Here is a 21,378-nt window from a genome sequence, read left to right as displayed (position 1 = left end):
GCCGTCATCCCGCCGTCCTCTCCGCACCGCACGCTCTGGAGCACGTCATGCCACAGGCCCATCTGGTCTTCACCGGAGGCCCCGTCCTCACCATGGATCCCGCCCGCACCCGGGCCACCTCGCTCGCCGTCAGCGGCGACCGGATCACGGCCGTCGGCCACGACGAGGTGCGGGAGCTGATCGGGCCCCGCACGGAGGTCGTGGACCTGGCGGGCAGGCTGCTGATCCCCGGCTTCCAGGACGCCCACGTCCACGCGGTCGGCGGCGGCCTCGAACTCGCCGCGTGCGACCTGACCGGCGTCGTCGACGCCGACGGCTGCCTGGAGCGGATCCGCGCCTACGCCGAGGCCCACCCCGACCGGGAGTGGATCACCGGCAGCGGCTGGTCGATGGAGAGCTTCGCCGGCGGGCTGCCGACCCGGCAGCTGCTCGACTCCGTGGTGCCCGACCGGCCCGTGCTGCTCTCCAACCGGGACCACCACGGCGCCTGGGCCAACACCCGCGCCCTGGAACTCGCAGGGATCACCGCCGACACGCCGGACCCGGCCGACGGGCGGATCGAGCGCGAGGCGGACGGCTTCCCGAGCGGCATGCTCCAGGAGGGCGCCACCGACCTGGTCGCCCGTCTCGTACCGCCGAGCACACCGGAGGAGCGGCTCGCCGGTCTGCTGCGCGCGCAGCGGCTGCTGCACTCCCTCGGCGTCACCGGCTGGCAGGACGCCCTGCTCGGCGCCTTCAACGGGATGCCCGACCCGTCCGACGCCTACCGCACCGCCGCGCGGGACGGCTCGCTGACCGCCCGCGTCACCGGCGCGCTGTGGTGGGACCGCGAGCGCGGCGCCGAGCAGATCCCGGAACTGGTCGCGCGGCGCGAGGAGTTGACGTACGGACGGTTCCGCGCCGGATCGGTGAAGATCATGCAGGACGGGATCGCGGAGAACTTCACGGCCGCGATGACCGCCCCGTACCTCGACGGCTGCGGCTGCGCCACGGCCAACAGCGGCCTCAGCTTCGTCGACCCGCAGGCCCTGCGCGGCCATGTGACCGCGCTGGACGCCCTCGGCTTCCAGGTCCACTTCCACGCCCTGGGCGACCGTGCCGTCCGCGAGGCGCTCGACGCGGTCGAGGCCGCCGTGGCCGCCAACGGGCGGCGCGGCAACCGCCACCACCTGGCCCATCTCCAGGTCGTCCACCCCGACGACCTGCCGCGCTTCGCGGCGCTCGGCGCCCTCGCGAACATCCAGCCGCTGTGGGCGGCGCACGAGCCGCAGATGGACGAGCTGACGATCCCGTTCCTGGGGCCGGAACGCGCCGCCTGGCAGTATCCCTTCGCCGGTCTGCTGCGGGCGGGCGCGACCCTCGTCGCGGGCAGCGACTGGCCCGTGTCCAGTCCCGACCCGCTCGCCGGCCTGCACGTCGCCGTGAACCGCCGCGAACCGGACGCCACCGACGCGCGCGTGTTCCTGCCCGAGCAGCGCATCGACCTGCTCAGCGCCCTCGCCGCCTACACCGCCGGTTCGGCCCATGTGAACGGCCACGACGACGCCGGCAGTCTGCTGCCGGGCCATCTGGCCGACCTGGTGGTCCTGGACCGCGACATCCTCGCCGCGCCGCCGGAGGAGATCGCCGAGGCGCGGGTCGAACGCACCTACGTGGGCGGCGCGCTCGTCCACGAGGGCTGAGCCGCCCGCGTGGCCGGCCGCCCCGTCGTGACGGCGGCCGGTCACGCGGGGCGGCCCGCCCGCTCCCCTGGGGCGTGGTGGGGGAGCGGGCGGGCCGCGGGGAAGGCAGGCACGGGCCTTTGCGCCGGTCCCGTGGGTACGGCACGGGCCGGCCCCGTACCTACCGGCTTGCGAGCTGCCTGCTGAGCGCCGGCGCGATGCTGTCGGCGCAGGAGCAGTCAGGCTTGGCGGCGTAGCGCGTGAAGCCGGGAAGTTCCTCGGCGCGGCGCAGCCCGCCCTTGTGGAGGGTCACTCCGTAGACGTGCGGGCCGTCCTCGCGCCAGCACACCAGGGGGGTGCGGTAGACGTCGCCCTCGGGGGTGGTGTACACGGCGACGTAGCCGTCGGCAGGCAGCATGCGGTCACGCTTCCTTCGACGTGGCCTGGACCGACGTGGCCTGGACCGACGTGGCCGGGGCCGGCGCGGCCTGGAAGAGGCGGCCGTAGTCGGTGACCGAGCGCGCGGCGTCGGCGGCGCCCGCGAGGTGCAGGGCGTGCCACAGGACGACCTGGTTGGCGGTCAGGACGGAGAAGCCGAGCTCGCTCTCCAGGCCCTTGACCGTGCCGACGGCGCGGATGCCGTTGCCGGCGACGAGGATCGCCTCGGGGCGGGCGTCGGCCACGGTGGTGCGGATCCACTCCGACAGGTTCTGCGGAGTGATGGCGGTCTGCTCGGACGGCAGCCCGACCGGCCCGTGGTGGACGACGGTGAAGCCCTGGGACTCGAAGTACTCCTGGCCCTGCGTGGACAGCTTCTCGTCGAACCACGGCGGGTTGACGATCGCGATCCGCTCGGCGCCGAGGGCGCGGAAGCCGGCGACGGCGGCCCGGGCGGTGCCGGTGATCGGGATGTCCCGGGTGACCGGCGCGAGCCGCTCGTAGAGCGCGCGCTCACCCTCGGCCCCAAGGACGTACGACGAGCTGGTGAAGCCGAGCACGAGTGCGTGCAGCGGCGAGTCGGCCAGGAGCGCCACGGCGTTGTCGACGGCCGGGGGCTCGACGAACGCCGTGATGGGGTCCTGCGGGATCTTCTCCGCGACCATGTGACCGCCCGGCAGCATCCCGCCGAAGTCGATGCGGGAGGCGTGGACCGTCACCGAGGCCGGCGACATGGCCTGGAGCTCGGCCTCGGGGCCGACGTCGGCCGAGGGGACGACGACGCCGATCCGGGTGGTGGCGTCCCAGCCGTCGGCGGGCGAAGCGGTGGTGCTCATGCTGATGTCTCCTCACATGTCGTCAGTGGGCGGCGGGTTCGGCCTCGGCGGCCAGGGAGCCGCCCTTGACGGTCCCGTTGCCCTCCCCGCTCAGGAAGTTGGGGTGCTTGGCGCGCATGGTGGAGATGACGAAGTCGTACGGCACGTCGTCGTAGGCGCCGTGGTCCTTCAGGAACTCCATCGCGCCCTTGCCGTCCTGGCCCGAGTACGGGTGGTAGAGCGAGTCGGCGGTGCCGTCGAACTCCAGCGCCTCCATGCCGTAGAGCCGGCACAGCAGCTTGTTGAAGACGGGCGTGGCCTTGACCCAGCGGCCGTCCAGATAGACCTGGGTGAGGCCGTGGAAGAAGACGTCGCCGCCGATGTGGGCGATCAGCCGCGGGCTGGCGAGGTGGTTGCGGACGTCGCCGTAGACCAGCTTGGACGGGATGCCGAGGGCGCGTACGGCGGCGGCGTAGACGACCGACTTGTGCAGGCAGAAGCCCTGGCCGGCGGTGATGACGGAGGAGGCGCGCAGTCCCTCGGGGCTGAGGTCGGTGTCGTACACCTCGTAGTCGAGGCCGTCGCGCACGGCGTAGTAGAGCTTGACGGCGTTCTCGCGGCGGTCGGCGGCGCGGTCCTTGACGACCGAGTCGACGAAGTTCTGGACCTCGTCGGACTCGTGGTCGAGGAAGTCGGTGGACCGGGTCAGTGCGTGCAGTTCGTCGAGGGCGATGCTCATGTCGGAAGTGCTCCTGGTTCAGAGGTCCGCGATCGGAGTCCGAGGCCGGGGCCCGGGGTTCAGAGCCCGAGGAGGGCGGCCATGCGGTTGCGCTGGATCTCGCTGCTGCCCGAGTAGATGGTCCCGGCGACGGAGTTGCGCAGGTCGCGCTCGATGCCGTACTCGGTGAGGACGCCGCGGCCGCCGTGGATCTGGACGGCCGCCAGCGCGGTCTGCACGTTGGCCTCGGAGACGACGATCTTCGTGGAGGCCAGGTCGAGCGAGATGTCCTCGCCGCGCTCGGCCTTGGCGCCGGTGTCGGCGAGCCACTTCGCCGCGGTCTCGACCGCGATCCGCATCTCCACGATCTTGTGGCTGATCGCCTGGTAGCTCGCGATGGGCCGCCCGAACTGGCTGCGCTCGGTGGCGAAGCGGGTGACGGTGTCGAGCCGGTGGCGCATCTCGCCGAGGGTGAGGGAGAAGGCGTAGAGGATCTCGCGCTTCATCACGTAGTCGAGGACGAGGAAGCCGCCGCCCTCCGCGCCGACCCGGTTGCTCACCGGGACGCGCAGCTTCTCGAAGGTGAGCCGGCCGATCGGGGAGGTGCGCAGGCCCAGCTTGTCCATGGGCTCGCCGATCTCCAGACCGGGCGTGCCGCGCTCGACGAGCAGGCAGGTCAGGCCGAACGGGCCGGGCTTGCCGGTGCGTACGTAGAGCAGGAACAGGTCGGCGACCGGGGCGTTGGTGATGAACATCTTGCCGCCGTCGATCACGTAGTGGTCGTCCTCGCGGACGGCGACGGTGGTGATGTTCATGGCGTCGGAGCCGCCGGACTCCTCGGTGATGGCGTGCGCGGTGATCGCCTCGCCGGACAGGATGCGCGGCAGGTGGCGGGCCTTGAGCTCGGCGGAGCCGAACTTCTCCAGCGGAGTGGCGAGGGAGACGATCTGGGTCGAGGTGGAGAAGGCGATGCCGGCGTCACGGCAGTGGTAGCCGAGCCCCTCCAGGACCCGCATGGTCTCGGTGAAGCTGCGTCCCGCGCCGCCGTTCTCCGGCTTGAACGGGGTGCGCAGTACGCCGCTGTCCCTGATCGCCTGCCACTTGGTGCGGGAGAAGACGGCCTCGGCGTCCAGCTGGGCGAGGTCGGCGTTGAGGATGTCGGCGTAGGGGGCGACGAGGTCGATGAGCCGGTCCGTTGTCTCGGCCACGGGCGGCATTACGTCGGCGGTCACGGTCTTCCTTCCTGGTACGGGCAGGCGCCTGGTGCGGGCAGGCGGGCGGGCCCGGCCGGGCCGTGCGTGGGGGGAGGGGTGCGGCCCGGCCGGGTCCGTGGGTGCGGATCAGTACTGGGAGAAGCCGTCCTCGGACAGTCTGTGCTTCTCCTGGCCCGTCAGCGGCGGGTTGAAGACCGAGATGAGGTGCAGGTCCTCGTGCTCGGAGGCTATGAGGTAGTGCGGGTCGTGGTTGTCGAGGACGTAGATCGTGCCCTCGGTGATCTTGAAGACCGTGCCGTCCTTGTGCACGACCGCGCCCGAACCGCCGATGCAGTAGCAGGCCTCCAGGTGGTTGCGGTACTGGAGCGCGGAGTTGGTGCCCTTGCGGACCAGGGTCTTGCAGACCGTGAAGCCCATCTTGTCGGCCTCGGTCAGCAGCCGGTGGCTGGTGCCGTTGCCCCACTCGACCGGGGTGACGTCCTCGAGCGTACGAGTGAACATGGCGGTACTCCTTTGTGGGAAGGGGATGTTCAGAGCGAGGTGTTGTCGCGGATGGTCCGGGTGATCGCGTCGATCGTGCGGAAGTTGTCCGGCCCGATCTCGATGTCGTCGACCGGCACGCCGTAGGTGTTGGCGATGTACTGGATGAGCTTCACCAGGCCCAGCGAGTCGACCACGCCGGATTCGATCAACTCGTAGTCTCCGGTGAGGTCTTCGGCGGTGACGTCCTCGCCCTTGAGATAGGTGTCGAGCAGGTGGGCGCGGATCTCTCCGGCGATGTCACGGGTGGGAGCGCTCATGCGCTGATCTCCTCCTTGATCTTGTTGCGGTCGGGTTTGCCGGTCGACGTGCGGGGCAGCGGGATGTCGCTGACGCGGACGCTGGACGGGATCGCGTGGCGGGGCAGGTTCGCTCCCGCGTACGAGCGGATCTTCAGGGAGTTGAGGCCGGCGCCGGCCCGCCGGGTGACGCGGGCGTGCAGCCGTACTCCCGCCTCGGCGTCGGGCACGGCGACGACGGCCGCCTCCTCGACGTCGGGGTGCTGGGCGAGGACGGACTCGACCTCCTGGAGGTTGGTGCGCACTCCGCGCACCTTGACCTGCCAGTCGGAGCGGCCCTCGAGGACGTAGCTTCCTTCGGCGTCACGGGTGACGATGTCGCCGGTGCGGTAGAAGGTGCGGCCGTCGCGGTCGACGAAGACGGCCGGATTGAGGGACTGCTGGAGATAGCCCTCGGTCTGGAAGGGCGTGCGGACGAGGAGTTCGCCGGTTCCCGGGCCGGTCAGCGGCTCCCCGTCGTCGCCGAGGACGTCGGCCTCGACTCCGGCAAGGGGCCGGCCGATCGGGATCCTTCCCTCGGCCGTGCGCGGGTCGACCGGGTGCAGGAAGCTGTCGTTGGTCTCCGTGCACCCGTAGACGTTGTGGAAACGTGCATGAGGAAACGATTCTGCGACCCGTTTCAGAAGGTCCTGGGGCATCGCGTCACCGGTGAACACCACCTCGCGCACCGACGCGAAGACGCCGGAACTCCTGCCCGCGTCCGCCGTGCCTCCCGCCGGCCCGTTCCCCTCGGTGAGGAGACGGTGGAGCAGCGGCACGCCCTGGACGAAGGTGACGCCGGCCTCGGAGACGAGGCCTTGCAGATGGGGCCCGTCGGTGGCCTTCTCCCGGTCGACGAGCACCACCCGGGCGCCGGCGCCCAGGAAGGTCCAGACGTCGAGCAGGGCCAGGTCGAAGTTGAGCGGCGCGTAGGACAGCGAGGCGTCCTCGGCGGTGATCCGGAACGCGTCCGTCGCCCAGGCGGCGAAGGCGCCGAAGGCGTCGGTGCCGATCGGCACCAGCTTCGGCGTTCCGGTCGACCCGGAGGTGGTGAGCAACAGCCGGGTCGTGTCGGTACGGGGCCGGGCGAAGCCCTCCGCGGCGCTCTCGTCCGCGGGGAGGAGCTCGACGGCGAGGCCGTCGTCGGCGGTGACCGACAGCTTCGCCGAGACCCGGGCCTGACGGCAGATCCGGTCGAGGGCGTCTGCGCCGAGTTCGGCGGAGGGAGCCAGGACGACCAGGGGTTCCGCGAAGGCGGCGAGCATCAGGGCGATGGTCGCCGGGTCCTTGTGGGCCGGTATGCACACCGGCCGGTCGGCCGGCAGCTCCGCGGCGCGGAGCTGCCGGGACAGGCGCGCCACCCGGTCGGCGAGCTCTCCGTAGGTCACCCGCTCCTGAGGGAGCAGGAGGGCCGGTGCGGAGGGCTGCCGCCGAGCGTGCGCGGCGATGGTTCGGGCAAGACTGGGCGATGGCACGTTTCCCCCGAAATGTGTGGAAAAGACTGGGCCAAGCACCGTTCGATTCGTGTTCGATCGATCTGCGCCGAACCAGACATTACCGAAGATCCATGCAAGTGCAAGCATGTATCTTCCCGATTCGCCTGTGAGCTATCTCACTACTTGTACATACAAGTATCCAAGCAGAAGCGCGCCCGTGAATCACGCACCGCGACGGCGTGAACGCGAAAAGGCCGCGCCCTTCCGTCCCCTGAGGGAGAGGGACGGGAGGCGACGGCCGTAGGTGGTGCGGTGGGGAAGGGTGGGGCGAGAGGGGACGAGGGTGCGCCCGAAGTGGGTGGATTATGCCGGGCGCGCACTGCGCAGGGCGGCCACCGTGGCGGCCAGCGCCGGGTCGCTGCCGTGCGAGTTCAGGGCTCCCGACAGCACCTCCGCGTAGGTCGCGCGGGCGGCCGCGTAACGGCTGCGGCCCTCGTCCGTGATCACCGCGTAGACCCCGCGCTTGTCGGAGGGACAGAGGTCCTTGAAGGCGTAACCAGCGCCTTTGAGGCGCTCCACCAGCCGGGTGACCGAGGACTGGCCCAGGCCGATCTTGTCGGCCAGCTCCTGCATCCGCAGCTCGCTGTCGGGCGAGGCGGCGAGGTTTTCCAGGGCCCGGTACTCCGAAAGGCCGATGCCGTGCCGGCGCTGGAGGGCGTTCGCGAGCTCTCGTTCCACCCGCGCGTGCAGAGCCAGCACGCGGTCCCAGACGGCCGGGTCCGAAGTGGCGGCGAGAGATGTGGGCGCGTTGTTCATGTACCTCTCCTCTGACGGGGGTTTGACAACAGGTTATATGACCATGCAAGATCCGAGCTATCTCCGAACCGCACTTGGCTCCCATGCGGTCTCAAGGAACTTGCACGCACAAACAACCATGGAGGCTCATGTGTCCGCCGACCAGGCACAGAAGAACCACAACATCGGATGGGCGTGGCTGCTGTTCTCCTCGCTCTTCGAGATCACCTTCGCCCTCTCCACCGAGGCCACCCACGCCTTCACCCGCCTCGGCCCCTCGCTGCTGACCGCCGCGGCCGCGGCCTGCGGCATCTTCACGCTCTCGCAGGCCCTCAAGTACATCGACGTCGGCGTCGGCTACACGGTCTGGGCCGGCATCGGCGGCGTCGGCACGGTCGTCTTCGGCACCCTGATCTACGACGAGCCCATGACGATCTGGAAGGTCCTCGCCTTCGTCCTGATCATCGGCGGCGGCACCACCCTGCGCATCACCGACAAGATCGCCGCCGACAAGAAGGCGGCCGCCGAGCAGACGAACGTCACCGAGGAGCGCGCGACCGCGGGCGTCTGACCTCCGCCCGGGCCCTCCCGCCCGCCTCCGCACCACCTTCGCACCACCTCCCGCGTCACAGCGCTCCTTCCCCTCCGCGCCGCACCGTCCCGACGCACCTCCCCGACCGGATCTCCCCGATCCCGCGCGTCCTTCCCGCCCTTCCAGTAGAGAGAGCCGTTCCCATGACCTGGGTCTTCCTCGGTATCGCCATCGTCTTCGAGATCCTCTTCGCGCTCGGCACCAACGCCACCAAGGGCTTCACCAAGCTGTGGCCCAGCGTGCTGACGCTGCTCGCCGCCGCCGGCGGCATCTACACCCTGTCCCGCGCCCTGCTCGACCTGGACGTCTCGGTCGGTTACACCATCTGGACCGGTATCGGCGGCGTCGGCACGGTCGTCTTCGGCGCGATCATCTTCAAGGAGAAGATCACCCTCGCCCGTCTGCTGTCCTTCGCGTCCATCATCGGCGGCGCGATCATCCTGCGCGTGACGTCCGTCTGAGGTTCGCACCATGACCACCGCAGCGAAGGACCACCTCACCAAGCAGGTGGAAGAAGCAGTCCGCATCAGCCGCGAACACGTGGCGGCCGGCGGCATCCCCTTCTCCGGCGTCGTGGTCCGCCACGACGGCCGGATCCTGGGGACCGGTTTCAACCGGGTCCGCGAGGACCGCGACGCCTCCGCCCACGCGGAGGTGGTCGCCCTGCGCAACGCCACCAAGAAGCACGGCGCGTTCGCCGTGCACGGCGCCACCCTGATCGCCTCCGGCGAGCCGTGCGCCATGTGCTATCAGGTCGCCCTCTACTTCGGCGTCGAGCACATCGTCTACGCCGCCGACCGCAGGACCGCGGCCCGGTACGGCTTCGACTACTCCAGCTCGTACGGCATCTACCGCACCGACCCGACCGAGTGGGGCGTCAGGACCACCCACCTGCCGGTCGAGGGCCACGAGGTGCCGTTCCAGGAGTTCCTGACCCACCGAGGGAGCGCACTGAAGTGAGCACCGAGAGCATCGAGACCAGCGAGAGCACCGAGAGCACCGAGCTCACCGAGAGCACCGAGCTCACCGAGATCACCGACAAGGTGAGGATCCAGATCTGGTCCGACTACGTCTGCCCGTTCTGCATGCTGGCCGAGGGCCCGCTGGAGCAGGCCGTCGAGGGCCTCGACGTCGAGATCGAGTGGAAGCCGTTCGAGCTGCGGGCCGAGCCCAAGCCGACCCTCCGCCCGGAGGACCCGTACCTGCCGGAGATCTGGAAGCGCGCCGTCTACCCGATGGCCCGCCGCCTGGGCGTGGACATCACCCTGCCCACCGTCTCCCCGCAGCCGTACACCCGGCTCGCCTTCGAGGGCTGGCAGTTCGCCGTCGAGCACGGCCTCGGCGACGCCTACAACCACCGCATGTTCCGGGCCTTCTTCCAGGAGGACCTGGACCTCGGCCGGCTCGACGTGCTGGTCGGCCTCGCCGAGGAGATCGGCCTCGACGGCCCGGCGTACCGCAAGGCCCTCGAGGACGGCACGTACTACGAGCGCCACCAGGAGGCCCTGCGCGAGGCCGAGGCGAACCGCGTCCAGGCCGTCCCGACGATCCTCGTCGGCGACACCCGCCTGGAGGGCGTGCCGAGCGCGGCTCAGCTGCGCAAGGCCGTGCTCGACGAGCAGGCCCGGCTCACCGAGACGGCCGCGCTCGACGGCGTCGTCTGTCGCGCCGACGGCAGCGGCTGCGCCTGAGCGCGCACGACCGGGCGTGGACGGAGGCGCCGGACACCGGTCCGGCTCCCCGCCCCGCCCCGCAGACGGAAAGCTCCTCGTCGCCGTGGCCGACGGGGAGCTCCGTCCGTTCCGGGCCCGGGATTCCGGGATGCTGAAGCCGAACCACGTCGCCGCGCACGGGCCGGACGGCCCGCCCTCGCTCACTCCGGCCGAATAGCGACTCGACAGCGCCCGTCGGCGCCCTGACCGGCGAAAAAGCCTTGGACGGCGCGGGGACCGCCACGGGACACTGCGAACCTTGTCCCTGGGGGTCCGACAAAGCAGGGTTGGAATGGATTCGCCTGAATCACACACGAGTTCGCCGGGCCGGGGCCCGGTCCTCCTCGCACTTCGCTACTACGGACGGGAGCTGGCCCGGCTGCGCCTGCTGACGGTTCCCGCCATGCTCCTCCCGGCACTGGGCAACATCGGCATCAACTACATCGCGCCGCTGGTCGTCGCGAAGCTCGTCGGCCGCATCGCGGGCGGCTCCGGCACCGGACTCGACGCGATGCTGCCCTACGTCCTCGGCTTCGCCGGCGTCCTGCTGCTCTCCGAGGCGCTCTGGCGCGTCGGACTGCACTGCCTGAACCGCGTCGACGCGCTCGGCATCGAGCGGCTCTACGTGATCGGGATGGACGAACTCTTCGCCAAGGACGCCGCCTTCTTCCACGACAACTTCGCGGGCTCGCTCACCAAACGGGTGCTGAGCTTCGCCTCCCGCTTCGAGGAGTTCGTCGACACCCTCACCTTCTCCGTCATGGGCAGCTTCGTGCCGCTGGTGTTCGCCTCGGTGGTCCTGTGGCAGTACGAGCCGCTGCTCGTCGTCGGCCTCCTGGCGATGATCGCGTTCACCGCCGTCTGCGTCGTCCCGCTGATCCGCCGCCGCCAACGCCTCGTCGCCCGGCGCGAGGAGGCCATCGCCCGGGTCTCCGGCCACGTCGCCGACAGCCTGATGAACATGGACACCGTACGGGCGTTCGCCGCCGAGCGCCGCGAGGCCGCCGAGCACCGCTCCCGCGTCGAGGAGTCGCGGCGCCTCACCCTGCGTTCCTGGGACTACGGCAACCTCCGCATCGACACGCTCGTCGCGCCCATGTCCGTCCTGACCAACGCCATCGGCCTGGTGCTGGCGCTCAGCCTGGGCGCCGGAGATCACGGCGTCGAGGCGGTCGTCGTCGCCTTCACGTACTACGCCAGTGCCACCCGGATCATGTTCGAGTTCAACCAGATCTACCGCCGGATGGAGAGCTCGATGACGGAGGCGGCGCAGTTCACCGAACTGCTGCTCACGCCGCCGAGCGTGGTCGACCCGGAGGAGCCCGAGCCGCTGCGCTCCCGGTCGGGCCACGTCCGCTTCGAGCGGGTGTGCTTCGCCCACGGAGGCGGGAAGCCGCTCTTCGAGGACCTCGACCTGGACGTGCCCGACGGCACCAAGATCGGCCTCGTCGGCCGGTCCGGCGGCGGCAAGACCACCCTGACCCGGCTGCTGCTGCGGATGACGGACGTCGACGCCGGACGGATCCTCGTCGGCGGGCAGGACATCAGCCGGATGAGCCAGGCCGACCTGCGCGGCCTCATCGCGTACGTGCCGCAGGAGCCGGCCATGTTCCACCGCACCCTGCGGGACAACATCGCCTTCGCCCGGCCCGACGCCACCGAGGCCGAGATCCGGCGGGCCGCCGAGGCGGCGCACGTCACCGAGTTCGCCGACGCCCTGCCCGACGGTTTCGACACCATGGTCGGCGAGCGCGGCGTCAAGCTGTCCGGCGGCCAGCGCCAGCGGGTGGCCCTCGCCCGGGCGATCCTGCGCGACGCGCCGATCCTGCTGCTCGACGAGGCGACCAGCGCCCTGGACTCGGAGAGCGAACTCCTCGTCCAGGACGCGCTGTGGCGGCTCATGCAGGGCCGGACGGCGCTCGTCGTCGCCCACCGGCTGAGCACCGTCGCCGGCATGGACCGGCTGGTGGTCCTCGACCGCGGCCGCGTCATCGAGCAGGGCTCCCACCACGAACTGCTGGCCGCGAACGGCCCGTACGCCAAGCTGTGGCAGCACCAGTCGGGCGGCTTCCTCGACGACACCGCCCCGGCTCCGGGCCCCGCCGACCCGTCGTCCGGCCTCGGCGCGCCCGCCCGGCCGGACACCACCGCCCGCGCCGAGCTGCTCTGACCCGGTCCCGGCCGGAGCGCGCCGCCGCTGACGGAGCGCGTCGCCCCGGCCGGGCCGCGGAGCTTCTGACGGGCCGCGCGGGCCCACCGCCCGCGCGGCCCGTCGCCGTCACCGGTGCGAGAAGACGCACGCCATCCGGGTCCCCGGGTTGCTGCTCAGCCCGACGATCGCGCCGCCGTCCGCCCGGTTGGCACGGGCGTGCGCGCCCGCGTAACCGCGCGAGGTGAGGAAGACGCCCAGGGCCGCGATCCAGTCCTCGGCGACGCCCGTGGCCGGATCGATGACCGGCTCGGGACGGGCCGTGACCCGCTCCTGGACCAGATAACCGCGCTCGGCCGCCGTGGCCAGCGCCTCGCGCCACTCGGCGTCGGTGCACTCCCAGCCCGCGAAGGTGTCCAGGCCGCCGTGCCCCGCGCCGGGCTTGAGGATCAGCCGCTCCCGCCGCTCCCGGCACTCCTCCAGCAGCGCCGCCGGGGCCGCGGCGCCCAGCGTGCGGCTCCACGGCAGCACCCGGTCCACCAGCGCCCGCTCCTTGTCGTCGAAGGCGTCCGTCCAGCGCGGGTCGGACAGCAGTGCGAGCGCGTTCTTGTGGGCGTACAGACCGCTCTCCATCGAGGTGAACAGCACCGTCCGGCCCGCCTCGTGGGCCCGGAAGAGATGCTCCGCGACCTCGGGACCCGCCGGGTCGTCGAGCAGCTGGCTCGCGCCGAAGTTGCGCAGCACCAGGTCGAGCGGCGCGCCGTCCAGGGTCAGCTTCCCGTCGGGCCGGGTGCGCACGTCGCTGACGTCGCCGATCCGCAGGTCGAGGCCCTGCGCGGCCATCGCCTCCCGCACCGACCGCATCAGCGGGCCGTACGCAGCGACGCCGCCGTTCCCCTCGACGAGACCGATCACCGGCTCCGCACCGCCGCCCGAGAGCGCCGGCCTGGCCCGCTCGCGCAGGTCCTCCGCGAGCCGCGCCGCCGTGTCCACGTACTCCAGACCGTGCCCGGCCGCGAAGGAGGCGAACGCATCGACGCCGAGCAGCCCCGCGTTGCACACGGCCATGTCCATGCCGCCGACCTCGCTGCCGAGGTTGAACTCCAGGAGCCGGTAGCCGCGTCCGTCGTGGTACGCGTCGGCGCGGCCCAGCCTCGCCGGGCGCCCGTCGGCCGAGCGCCGCAGCAGGGCGGCGTGCCGCGGCGCGAGCCCGAGCTCCGCCGCGTAGCGCGCCGGGTCACCGTCGAAGAGCCGCTCCGGCAGCGACACGAGCAGTTCGAACAGGTCCTCCAGGTCCCGCGCGAACGCGGCCATCTCCTCCGCCTCCACGAACCAGGGCCGGGCCAGCAGATGGCCCCGCCAGGCCCCGCCGAAGACCGGCGGCAGCGCGGCGCGCGCGACCGCGTCGCGCAGCCCCTCGTTCCCGTTCAGGCACTCGTCCACGTATATGCGGCTCAGCTGTGTCATGCGTCCCAGTCGATCACGGCCGGGGCCTCCGGTGGGAGACTCTCGTCATGGTGTACGAACTTCTCGCGGCCACGGGTGTGCTCGCCCTCCTCACGATGGTGCCGGGACCGGACATGGCGGTCGTCACCCGGCGGGCGGTGGCGGCCGGCCGCGGCGACGGACTGCGCACGGTGGCCGGCATCACCACCGGGCTGCTCGTCTGGGGCGTGCTCTCCGTCGCCGGACTCGCCGCCGTCCTGGCCGCGTCCGCCACCGCGTACACCGTGGTGAAACTGGCCGGCGCCGCCTATCTGCTGGTGCTCGGCGTCCAGGCGCTGCGCGCCGCCCGCCGCGGCGGGCACGACGAGGCGGCGACGCCCGTGAGGACGCCGCCGCCCGCCGGCGACCCGTGGCGCACCGGGCTCGTCGGCAACGTCCTGAACCCGAAGATCGCCGTCTTCTACACGAGTCTGCTGCCGACGCTCGCGCCGCACGGACTCTCCCCGCACACCGGGATGGCCCTGCTCGTGCTGGTCCACGCGGCGCTCACCGTCTGCTGGCTCGGCGGCTACGTCCTGCTGCTCTCGCGCGCCCGGGCCTTCTTCACCCGCTCCTCCGTGCGCCGGGGCATGGAGCGGATCACCGGTGTCGTGCTGATCGGCTTCGGCCTGAAGGTCGCCACGGCCCAGGCCTGAGAGCCTTCGGGGCCAGGCGGGACTTTCCGGACCCGGTCTAGGAGCCCCAGGCCTCGAACTCGTAGACGCGGGCCGCCGGATCCGTCGTCTGGGTCGGCTTGGTGATCGACAGGCGGACGTAGCGGGCCGTGACCGAGACCGGGTGGGTCGTGGTGCCCGCCGTGTTGCCGGTGACGGTCGCGGCCGTCGTCCACGGCGCGCTCGCGCTGTCGCGCACCTCGATGGTGAAGTCGCGGGTGTTCCAGCTCGCGCTCTCGCCGCCCGCCGCCGCGTGCTTCACCACGAAGCGGGTCAGGGCTCGGGACGCACCGAGGTCGACCTCCAGCCACTTGGTGCCGGTCAGCGTGCACCACTTGTCGGCGTTGCCGCCGGAGACGCTGCCGTTGACGGCCTTGGCCGGGGTCTCGGAGGAGTTGCACTGGCCGGAGGCCGTGGCGGGCCGGTTCAGGGCCAGGTTGGCGTCCGCCGTCGCCGACCAGCCGACGGTGGTGCTCACGGCGGGGGAGCGGCCGAACTCGGTGGAGACCGCCTCGATGTCGAGCGTCGTGCTCGTCTCGCCCCCGGCCCGGTCGAGCCGCGGCACGAAGTAGCTGTCGTTGGGCGTGGCACCGAGGAAGGTGCGGCCGCCGTCGGGGTTGCGGCGGTACACCTCGTAGTGGTGCACGTCGCCGGCCGCCGAGGCCGTCCAGGCGAGCCGCAGCGACTTGGACGTCGTGCCCGTGTCCGTCGTGCCGAGCACGGTGGGCGCCGTCGGGGCCGCGGGCGCGTCCACCGTCCCGTCGTACACGGCGAGCTGGCCGACCTTGATGTCGTACGAGGCGGCCGTGCCCGTCGTCTGGAGGCCGAGCTGCGCGATCGTGCGCCCGGCGTACGCGGAGAGGTCGAGGGTCCTGCGCTCCCAGCCGGCCGTCGTGGTGGAGCCGAGGTCGAGGGTGGTGAAGGTGGTGGGCGCGTCGGTGAAGGACACCGCGGCCTTCAGCCGGGTCGGTCCGGCGGCCGGGGTCTTGAGGACGACGGACAGCTTGGTGTCGGCGGCGACCGGCAGCCGCGCCTGGTACAGCCGTACGGTGTTGACGGCGTCCAGGGTGCCGGTGAGCCGCAGCGCGGAGCCGCCTTCGTAGGCGTCGGTGAAGTCGTAGGACGGCTTCAGCTTCGTGCCCGCGGACTGCACCAGCCAGCGGTAGGTCGGCGGGACGTCCTGGAGCGAGAGGTTGTTCCAGCCGGCGGACGAGACCCGGACGCCGCCGGAGTGGTAGAAGTCGCCCTGCCCGGCGTCGAAGGAGGTCACGAAGGGCTTGGCGGTGACCGGCGAGGACTCGGCGACGTAGGTGGCGAGGCCCTTCCAGGAGGACGTGGTCGTGGTGTCGGAGGGATCGCCGTTCGCGCCGTCCCAGAAGCGGGCCTCGCGGGCGTAGGAGTCGGCCCGGTCGGTGGCGGAGGTGTGGGTCCACTCCGGGCGGTAGATGCCGAGCGAGGCGGTGTGCGGCTGCCCGGCCGGGAAGAGCGCGTTCCACGAGACGCCGGTGTTGTAGCCGTTGGCCTCGGTGTCGATCCCGGCGAAGAGTTCGTACTCGCCGCGGCCGAGACCGCGCGCGAGGCTGCGCGAGGAGTCGAGGCCGGAGGCGCTCCAGCCGAAGTTGACGAACATCGAGTCGCTGGTGCGCTGCGTGCCCTCCTGCAGGAAGGCGTCGTTGGCGCTGGTGAGCGCGTTCTGCCAGCTCACCGAGCCGGACTCGGTCATGGCGTCGTACCACATGAACTCGACCGGACCGAGCGAGCGGGCGTAGCGCAGCGCGCTGCGCATCTCGGTCGCGAGCGCGCTGTCGCCGCCGGCGGTCTCCTGGTTGATGAACCAGCCGTCGAAGCCGTAGTGGCGCGCGACCTGGGCGAGTTTGTCGGCGACGGGATAGCGGGTGCCGGACTTCTGGACGAAGTCGCGGACCCACTGGATCTGGCCGCCGTAGGCGGTGGGCGGGAAGAACACCGTCCCGTAGACCTTCACGCCGTTGCGGTGGGCGGCGTCGATCACGGTCGGGTTCGGCGCGAGGATCAGGCCCTCGCCGGCCGAACCGCCCCAGAAGACCAGCTTGTCGACGTACTGCCAGTGCCCGAAGGCGTAGTAGCGCGGGTCGGCCGAGCCCTGGGAGGGATTGGCGGAGGTGGGCGCGAAGGACACCAGGGAGGCCACCTTGCCCTCGCCGGCACGGGCGTTGGCGTTCGCCTTGAGCGCCGGGTCGGAGACCCGGGGCCGCAGCGGCACCCGGGAGCGGTTGAAGCGCGCGTCGGGATCGGTGGCCGGGTCCCAGTTCAGGATCGTGTTCGGGTACCAGTACGAGGCGTACGGCTGGTCGCCCGAGGCCGCGGCGGCCTTCGGTGCGGCGGCGGACGCGCTGGGCAGGGCGCCGAGTCCGAGCGCCGCCGCGGACAGCGCGGCGGCGAGGAGCAGGCGCAAGGGTCGTCTCATCGAAGCTCCGGTCCAGCAGGAGGGGGGAAGGGGCTGGTGGTGCCGGTGGCGCGATGGTGCGGGTCGTCCGGAGCGGGAGGCTAAACGCCTTTAGTTCGCAGGGTCAAGAGGGCGGTGCGGGGCCGCGGTGCTCTCCCGGACCGTCAGCCGCGGGGTCGGGTTCCGGACGTCGCGGGCCGAGGACGGGTCGTCGACCAGGCCGAGCAGCACGGTGGCGACCTGCTCGCCGAGCGCGAAGGTGTCGCGCGACAGCGCGGTCAGGGACGGGTGGACGATCCGGGCGAGCGCGGAGTCGTCGAAGGAGACGACGGACAGGTCGCCGGGCACGGCGACGCCCATCTCGGTGGCGACGCCGAGGCCCGCGACGGCCATGACGTCGCTGTCGTAGACGATCGCGGTCGGCCGCTCCCGCACCGGCCGCGCGAGCAGCGTCCGGGTGGCGGCGGCGCCCTCCGCGTCGCTGAAGTCGGTCGGTACGGACACGGCGTCGGCCAGGCCGAGGCGGCGCGCCGCGTCGCGGACCGCCCGGATCCGGCGGCGGGTGTGCTGGAAGGACGGAAGCCCGGCGAGGTGGGCGATCCGGCGGTGGCCGAGCGCCGCCAGGTACTCGACGATCGAGGTCATCGCCTCGCGGTCGTCGGCCCAGACGGCGGGCAGCCGGCCGTGCCGGCCGGGCCCGCCGAGGACCACGGCCGGCACGCCGAGCTCCTCGAGGACCGGGATGCGCGGGTCGCGCACCTGGAGGTCGACCAGGACGAAGCCGTCCACCCGGTGCTCGGAGGTCCAGCGCCGGTAGACCTCCGTCTCGGCCGCGGTGTCCTCGACGACGAGCAGCTGGAGCGCGGTGCCGTGGGCGGAGAGCGCCGCCTGGAGGCCGGAGAGCAGCTGGCCGAAGAAGGGCTCGAGGCCGATCGTCCGGGCCGGCCGGGCCAGGACCAGGCCGACGGCCCCGGCGCGGGCACCGCCGAGCGCGCGGGCGGCGCTGTGCGGGCGCCAGTTCATCCGCTCGGCGACCCGCAGGATGCGTTCCCGGGTCGCCTCGCTGACGCCGGGGCGGCCGTTGAGCGCGAAGGAGACGGCGCCCTTGGAGACGCCCGCCTCCCTGGCGATGTCGGCGATGGTCGGTCTGGCCACCGGGCGCCCTCCTGATCGTTCGTTTCCGGACGGCGCCGGGGCCCGGTTCCGCACGGTCCCTTGACACCGGAGTCTAGCCGCGAGGATAGTCCCGCATCGCTAGAGCGGTTTAGTCAAGCAAGGTCCGCGCACATCCCCGCGACGTCCGAGCAAGGAGACACCCTCGTGCGACACCTGCGCAGAAGCCCGTGGGCCCGCTGGGCCGCCACCGCCGTGGCGGCCGTGACCCTCGCCGGCTGCGGCCTCGGCGGCGCCGAGGACTCCGGCTCCCCGGGCCCGGCCGCCACCGGCGGCGAGGTGAAGGGCAAGGTCTCGCTCCAGACCTGGGCCCTCAAGCCCAAGTTCACGGCCTACATGGAAGGCGTGATCGCCGGCTTCGAGAAGAAGTACCCGGGCGTCGAGGTCGAGTGGCTCGACCAGCCGGGCGAGGGCTACTCCGAGAAGGTGCTCAGCCAGTCCGCCGGCGGCACCCTGCCCGACGTCGTCAACCTGCCGCCGGACTTCGCGCTGCCGCTGGTCAGGCAGAACCTGCTGCTCGACGTCGGCAAGGCCGACACCGCCCTGGCCGCCGACTACGTCAAGGGCGGCCTCGACGCGTACCGCTTCGCCGGACACCAGGGCACCTACGGCTATCCCTGGTACCTCAACACCGACGTCAACTACTGGAACGGCGAACTGCTCACCCGCTACGGCCTCGACCCGAAGAAGCCGCCGGCCTCGCTCGACGAGCTGGTGAAGGCCGCCCGTACCGTCAAGGCCAGGTCCGGCGGCAAGACCTACCTGATGAGCCGCCAGCCCAACCTCATCGACCTGGCCAACGCCGGCGTGCCGATCGTCTCCGAGGACGGCACGTCCTTCACCTTCAACACGCCCGAGGCCGCCGCCGTCCTCGACACCTACCGCGCGGCCTACCAGGAGGGTCTGCTGCCCAAGGACGTCCTCACCGAGACCTACGCGGGCAACACCAAGCTCTTCAGCTCCGCCGCCGCCGCCTGGACCACCGCCGGCGCCAACTACATCACCAGCCTCGCCACCGACAACCCGAGCCTCGCTCCCAAGGTCGTCCCCTCGGCCGCCATGGGCACCCCGCCGCTCTACGTCCAGGGCCTGTCCGTGGCGAGGAACACCAAGAACCCCACCGCCGCGCTCGCCCTCGCCCGCTGGGTGACCAACGCCGAGAACCAGGCGAAGTTCGCCCACGAGACCAGCATCTTCCCCTCCACCACCGCCTCCTCCGCCGATCCGTTCTTCAGCCGCAGCGACGGCAGCAACGCCGGCGACGCCAAGGTCATCGCCTTCCGCTCGCTCGCCTCCGCCCGCGTCCTCGAACCCGTCCAGGCCAACGAGGCGATCAAGACCCTGATCAACCAGCAGATCGCGCTCGCCGTCAGTGGCCAGAGCGGCTCCAAGGAAGCCCTCGACACGGCGGTCGCCCGCGCCAACCAGCTCCTCAAGGACTGACCGGCTCCTGAAGGACTGACCAGCTCCTGAAGGACTGACCAGCTCCTGAGGAACTGACCGGCTCCATCGAAGGCACGGAAGGCATCCCATGACGCACCGGCGCTGGTTCACGCCCTGGCTGCTCGCCGGTCCCGCACTGGTCTGGCTCGCCGTCTTCAACCTCTGGCCCGCGGTCAACACCGTGATCCTGTCCTTCACCAACGCCAAACCGCTCGGCGGAGGAAACTTCACCGGACTCGCCAACTACCGACGCGCCCTGAACGACGACCAGTTGACCGACGCGCTCGTCAACAGCGTGCTCTACCTCCTCGTCTGTCTGCCCCTGCTCACCCTGCTGCCGCTGCTGCTCGCGCTCCTCGTGGAGAAGAAGCTGCCCGGCATCACCTTCTTCCGCACCGCGTTCTACACCCCGGTCGTCGCCTCGGCCGTCGTCGTCGGCATCGTCTGGGGCTGGCTCCTCGACGAGCGCGGCCTGCTCAACGGCCTGCTCCACCAGCTCGGCCTCACCGACCGGCCCGTCTCCTTCCTCACCGACCGCTGGCTGCTGCTGCTCAGCGCCATCGGACTCACGGTGTGGAAGGGACTCGGCTACTACATGGTCATCTACCTCTCCGCGCTCGGGAACGTCGGCCGCGAACTCCACGAGGCCGCGGCCGTCGACGGCGCCTCCGCCGCCCGCAGGTTCTGGCACGTCACGCTGCCCGGCGTCCGCCCCGCCATGCTGCTGATCTCCGTCCTCATCTCCGTCTCCGCGCTGCGGATCTTCTCCGAGCTGTACGTGCTGTCCAACGGCACCGGCGGACCGGGCGGGCGCGACATGTCCGTCGTCATGCTCATCCAGATGTACAGCCGCGGCTTCACCGGGCACATCGGCTACGCCTCCGCCCTCAGCGTGCTGCTCTTCGTCCTCACTGTCGGGCCGATGCTCCTGCTCGCCCGGCTCAACCGGAAGGCGGCATGACGGCATGACACCGGGCCGCGCCCCGTCCGCCGCCGAGAAGGCGGTGCGCTACCTCCTCCTCGTCCTCGTCCTGCTCCTCACCATCGGCCCCTTCCTGTGGCAGCTGTCCACCTCGCTCAAGGGACCGGGCGAGGACGTCTGGTCCCGCACGCCCGACTTCCTGCCCGACGCCCCGACCCTGGCCAACTACGCCCGCGTCGCCGACACCGTCCCGGTGTGGACCTACGCCGCGAACTCGGTGATCGTGGCCGCGATCGCCGTCCTCGGGAACGTCGTCGGCGCCACCCTCGCCGGTTTCGCGCTCGCCCGGCTGCGCTTCCGCGGCGCCCGGCTCGCCCTCGGCCTGTTCATGGCCACCCTGGTGCTGCCCGGCGAGGTCACGATCGTCTCCCAGTACGTGACCGTCCGCAGCCTCGGCCTGACCGACACCCTCCTCGGCGTCGCCCTGCCCGGCGCCGTCGCCATGCTCAACGTGCTCCTGATGTACACCGCCTTCCGCGCCATACCTCCCGAACTCGACGCCGCCGCCCTCGTCGACGGCGCCAACGCCTGGCAGCGGCTCCGGCACGTGGGCCTGCCCAACGTCCGGGGCATGCTGAGCGTCGTCGTGATCTTCACCTTCATCGGCGCCTGGGACGACTTCCTGTGGCCGCTGATCGTGCTCAACGACCCCGGGCGCTACACCCTCACGGTCGGACTGCAGTACCTCGACGGCACCTTCAGCGCCAATCCCCGCCTCATCGCCGCCGGCACCATGATCGCCTTCCTGCCGGTCGTCGCCGTGTTCGCGGTGCTCCAGCGCTTCTTCTTCCGAGGGGTCGAGGAGGGCGCGATCAAGGGCTGACCGACGAGACCGTTCCCCGCCGTCC

Annotated in this window: 21 protein-coding genes; 10 read left to right on the top strand and 11 right to left on the bottom strand. The window is 71.5% G+C overall.

Going from position 1 to position 21,378, the window contains the following annotated elements; all coding sequences use genetic code 11:
• Window positions 1-47: 47 nt before the first annotated feature.
• Window positions 48-1,682, top strand: coding sequence for an amidohydrolase (locus ACIGO8_RS07100; RefSeq protein WP_399725146.1), 1,635 nt, complete (start codon window positions 48-50; stop codon window positions 1,680-1,682).
• A 160-nt stretch (window positions 1,683-1,842) separates the two neighbouring features.
• On the opposite strand, the gene ACIGO8_RS07095 is transcribed toward ACIGO8_RS07100, so the two are convergent.
• From ACIGO8_RS07095 to ACIGO8_RS07060, 8 genes are all read right to left on the bottom strand, one after another.
• On the bottom strand, window positions 1,843-2,079 hold the full coding sequence (locus ACIGO8_RS07095; protein WP_399725143.1) for a DUF6253 family protein: 237 nt from the start codon (window positions 2,077-2,079) through the stop codon (window positions 1,843-1,845).
• 4 nt (window positions 2,080-2,083) lie between these two features.
• Entirely contained in the window at window positions 2,084-2,935 is an 852-nt protein-coding gene (locus ACIGO8_RS07090) for a maleate cis-trans isomerase (protein ID WP_399725140.1), read from the bottom strand.
• A gap of 22 nt (window positions 2,936-2,957) precedes the next feature.
• On the bottom strand, window positions 2,958-3,653 hold the full coding sequence (locus ACIGO8_RS07085) for a transglutaminase family protein (RefSeq protein ID WP_399725138.1): 696 nt from the start codon (window positions 3,651-3,653) through the stop codon (window positions 2,958-2,960).
• A gap of 59 nt (window positions 3,654-3,712) precedes the next feature.
• Window positions 3,713-4,864, bottom strand: a complete 1,152-nt coding sequence (locus ACIGO8_RS07080; protein ID WP_399725135.1) for an acyl-CoA dehydrogenase family protein — start codon at window positions 4,862-4,864, stop codon at window positions 3,713-3,715.
• A 108-nt stretch (window positions 4,865-4,972) separates the two neighbouring features.
• On the bottom strand, window positions 4,973-5,347 hold the full coding sequence (locus tag ACIGO8_RS07075) for an ectoine synthase (protein WP_399725132.1): 375 nt from the start codon (window positions 5,345-5,347) through the stop codon (window positions 4,973-4,975).
• Window positions 5,348-5,376: 29 nt separating this feature from the next.
• The gene (locus ACIGO8_RS07070; protein WP_399725128.1) at window positions 5,377-5,646 is read right to left on the bottom strand and encodes a phosphopantetheine-binding protein; all 270 of its coding nucleotides are present in this window, start codon (window positions 5,644-5,646) and stop codon (window positions 5,377-5,379) included.
• Window positions 5,643-7,139: an AMP-binding protein gene (locus ACIGO8_RS07065; RefSeq protein WP_399725125.1), complete on the bottom strand. Its 1,497-nt coding sequence runs from the start codon at window positions 7,137-7,139 to the stop codon at window positions 5,643-5,645. The genes ACIGO8_RS07070 and ACIGO8_RS07065 overlap by 4 nt, the downstream gene beginning before the upstream one ends.
• A 324-nt stretch (window positions 7,140-7,463) precedes the next feature.
• Window positions 7,464-7,916, bottom strand: a complete 453-nt coding sequence (locus ACIGO8_RS07060) for a MarR family winged helix-turn-helix transcriptional regulator (protein ID WP_399725122.1) — start codon at window positions 7,914-7,916, stop codon at window positions 7,464-7,466.
• Between the two features lie 130 nt (window positions 7,917-8,046).
• On the opposite strand from ACIGO8_RS07060, the gene ACIGO8_RS07055 reads away from it, so the two are divergent.
• The 5 genes from ACIGO8_RS07055 (at window position 8,047) to ACIGO8_RS07035 (ending at window position 12,369) form a co-directional block, all read left to right on the top strand.
• Entirely contained in the window at window positions 8,047-8,466 is a 420-nt protein-coding gene (locus ACIGO8_RS07055) for a DMT family transporter (RefSeq protein WP_399725119.1), read from the top strand.
• 164 nt (window positions 8,467-8,630) lie between these two features.
• Window positions 8,631-8,948: a DMT family transporter gene (locus ACIGO8_RS07050; protein ID WP_399725116.1), complete on the top strand. Its 318-nt coding sequence runs from the start codon at window positions 8,631-8,633 to the stop codon at window positions 8,946-8,948.
• A gap of 10 nt (window positions 8,949-8,958) precedes the next feature.
• The gene (locus tag ACIGO8_RS07045) at window positions 8,959-9,447 is read left to right on the top strand and encodes a nucleoside deaminase (protein WP_399725113.1); all 489 of its coding nucleotides are present in this window, start codon (window positions 8,959-8,961) and stop codon (window positions 9,445-9,447) included.
• Window positions 9,444-10,178, top strand: a complete 735-nt coding sequence (locus tag ACIGO8_RS07040) for a DsbA family protein (protein ID WP_399725110.1) — start codon at window positions 9,444-9,446, stop codon at window positions 10,176-10,178. The genes ACIGO8_RS07045 and ACIGO8_RS07040 overlap by 4 nt, the downstream gene beginning before the upstream one ends.
• Window positions 10,179-10,491: 313 nt before the next feature.
• On the top strand, window positions 10,492-12,369 hold the full coding sequence (locus ACIGO8_RS07035) for an ABC transporter ATP-binding protein (protein ID WP_399725107.1): 1,878 nt from the start codon (window positions 10,492-10,494) through the stop codon (window positions 12,367-12,369).
• A gap of 108 nt (window positions 12,370-12,477) precedes the next feature.
• On the opposite strand, the gene ACIGO8_RS07030 is transcribed toward ACIGO8_RS07035, so the two are convergent.
• Window positions 12,478-13,815: a hypothetical protein gene (locus ACIGO8_RS07030; protein ID WP_399725104.1), complete on the bottom strand. Its 1,338-nt coding sequence runs from the start codon at window positions 13,813-13,815 to the stop codon at window positions 12,478-12,480.
• A gap of 47 nt (window positions 13,816-13,862) precedes the next feature.
• On the opposite strand from ACIGO8_RS07030, the gene ACIGO8_RS07025 reads away from it, so the two are divergent.
• Window positions 13,863-14,489: a LysE family translocator gene (locus ACIGO8_RS07025; protein ID WP_399725102.1), complete on the top strand. Its 627-nt coding sequence runs from the start codon at window positions 13,863-13,865 to the stop codon at window positions 14,487-14,489.
• Between the two features lie 37 nt (window positions 14,490-14,526).
• Here ACIGO8_RS07025 and ACIGO8_RS07020 read toward each other — a convergent pair whose 3' ends face one another.
• Together ACIGO8_RS07020 and ACIGO8_RS07015 are read right to left on the bottom strand one after the other, a co-directional pair.
• Window positions 14,527-16,953, bottom strand: coding sequence for a discoidin domain-containing protein (locus ACIGO8_RS07020; RefSeq protein ID WP_399725099.1), 2,427 nt, complete (start codon window positions 16,951-16,953; stop codon window positions 14,527-14,529).
• A 90-nt stretch (window positions 16,954-17,043) separates the two neighbouring features.
• Window positions 17,044-18,087 (bottom strand): LacI family DNA-binding transcriptional regulator, encoded by a 1,044-nt coding sequence (locus ACIGO8_RS07015; protein ID WP_399725096.1) that lies wholly within the window; start codon window positions 18,085-18,087, stop codon window positions 17,044-17,046.
• Between the two features lie 165 nt (window positions 18,088-18,252).
• On the opposite strand from ACIGO8_RS07015, the gene ACIGO8_RS07010 reads away from it, so the two are divergent.
• The 3 genes from ACIGO8_RS07010 (at window position 18,253) to ACIGO8_RS07000 (ending at window position 21,353) form a co-directional block, all read left to right on the top strand.
• The gene (locus ACIGO8_RS07010; RefSeq protein WP_399725093.1) at window positions 18,253-19,548 is read left to right on the top strand and encodes an ABC transporter substrate-binding protein; all 1,296 of its coding nucleotides are present in this window, start codon (window positions 18,253-18,255) and stop codon (window positions 19,546-19,548) included.
• Window positions 19,549-19,636: 88 nt separating this feature from the next.
• Window positions 19,637-20,509: a carbohydrate ABC transporter permease gene (locus tag ACIGO8_RS07005; protein WP_399725090.1), complete on the top strand. Its 873-nt coding sequence runs from the start codon at window positions 19,637-19,639 to the stop codon at window positions 20,507-20,509.
• Window positions 20,510-20,513: 4 nt separating this feature from the next.
• The gene (locus tag ACIGO8_RS07000; RefSeq protein WP_399725087.1) at window positions 20,514-21,353 is read left to right on the top strand and encodes a carbohydrate ABC transporter permease; all 840 of its coding nucleotides are present in this window, start codon (window positions 20,514-20,516) and stop codon (window positions 21,351-21,353) included.
• Window positions 21,354-21,378: the final 25 nt, after the last annotated feature.

Source organism: Streptomyces sp. NPDC053493 (genome assembly GCF_044544825.1).
Taxonomy (GTDB): Bacteria; Actinomycetota; Actinomycetes; order Streptomycetales; family Streptomycetaceae; genus Streptomyces.
The sequence above is the reverse complement of the archived record's forward strand: the minus strand, read 5'-3'. Positions and strand labels throughout refer to the sequence as shown.

What these genes read in the sequence shown, in the direction of transcription:
- ACIGO8_RS07050 (WP_399725116.1), top strand. Translation starts at nt 8,631, where the DNA reads ATGACCTGGGTCTTCCTCGGTATCGCCATCGTCTTCGAGATCCTCTTC.
- ACIGO8_RS07020 (WP_399725099.1), bottom strand. Translation starts at nt 16,953, where the DNA reads ATGAGACGACCCTTGCGCCTGCTCCTCGCCGCCGCGCTGTCCGCGGCG.
- ACIGO8_RS07095 (WP_399725143.1), bottom strand. Translation starts at nt 2,079, where the DNA reads ATGCTGCCTGCCGACGGCTACGTCGCCGTGTACACCACCCCCGAGGGC.
- ACIGO8_RS07060 (WP_399725122.1), bottom strand. Translation starts at nt 7,916, where the DNA reads ATGAACAACGCGCCCACATCTCTCGCCGCCACTTCGGACCCGGCCGTC.
- ACIGO8_RS07025 (WP_399725102.1), top strand. Translation starts at nt 13,863, where the DNA reads ATGGTGTACGAACTTCTCGCGGCCACGGGTGTGCTCGCCCTCCTCACG.
- ACIGO8_RS07030 (WP_399725104.1), bottom strand. Translation starts at nt 13,815, where the DNA reads ATGACACAGCTGAGCCGCATATACGTGGACGAGTGCCTGAACGGGAAC.
- ACIGO8_RS07085 (WP_399725138.1), bottom strand. Translation starts at nt 3,653, where the DNA reads ATGAGCATCGCCCTCGACGAACTGCACGCACTGACCCGGTCCACCGAC.
- ACIGO8_RS07075 (WP_399725132.1), bottom strand. Translation starts at nt 5,347, where the DNA reads ATGTTCACTCGTACGCTCGAGGACGTCACCCCGGTCGAGTGGGGCAAC.
- ACIGO8_RS07035 (WP_399725107.1), top strand. Translation starts at nt 10,492, where the DNA reads ATGGATTCGCCTGAATCACACACGAGTTCGCCGGGCCGGGGCCCGGTC.
- ACIGO8_RS07000 (WP_399725087.1), top strand. Translation starts at nt 20,514, where the DNA reads ATGACACCGGGCCGCGCCCCGTCCGCCGCCGAGAAGGCGGTGCGCTAC.
- ACIGO8_RS07100 (WP_399725146.1), top strand. Translation starts at nt 48, where the DNA reads ATGCCACAGGCCCATCTGGTCTTCACCGGAGGCCCCGTCCTCACCATG.
- ACIGO8_RS07005 (WP_399725090.1), top strand. Translation starts at nt 19,637, where the DNA reads ATGACGCACCGGCGCTGGTTCACGCCCTGGCTGCTCGCCGGTCCCGCA.
- ACIGO8_RS07090 (WP_399725140.1), bottom strand. Translation starts at nt 2,935, where the DNA reads ATGAGCACCACCGCTTCGCCCGCCGACGGCTGGGACGCCACCACCCGG.
- ACIGO8_RS07045 (WP_399725113.1), top strand. Translation starts at nt 8,959, where the DNA reads ATGACCACCGCAGCGAAGGACCACCTCACCAAGCAGGTGGAAGAAGCA.
- ACIGO8_RS07070 (WP_399725128.1), bottom strand. Translation starts at nt 5,646, where the DNA reads ATGAGCGCTCCCACCCGTGACATCGCCGGAGAGATCCGCGCCCACCTG.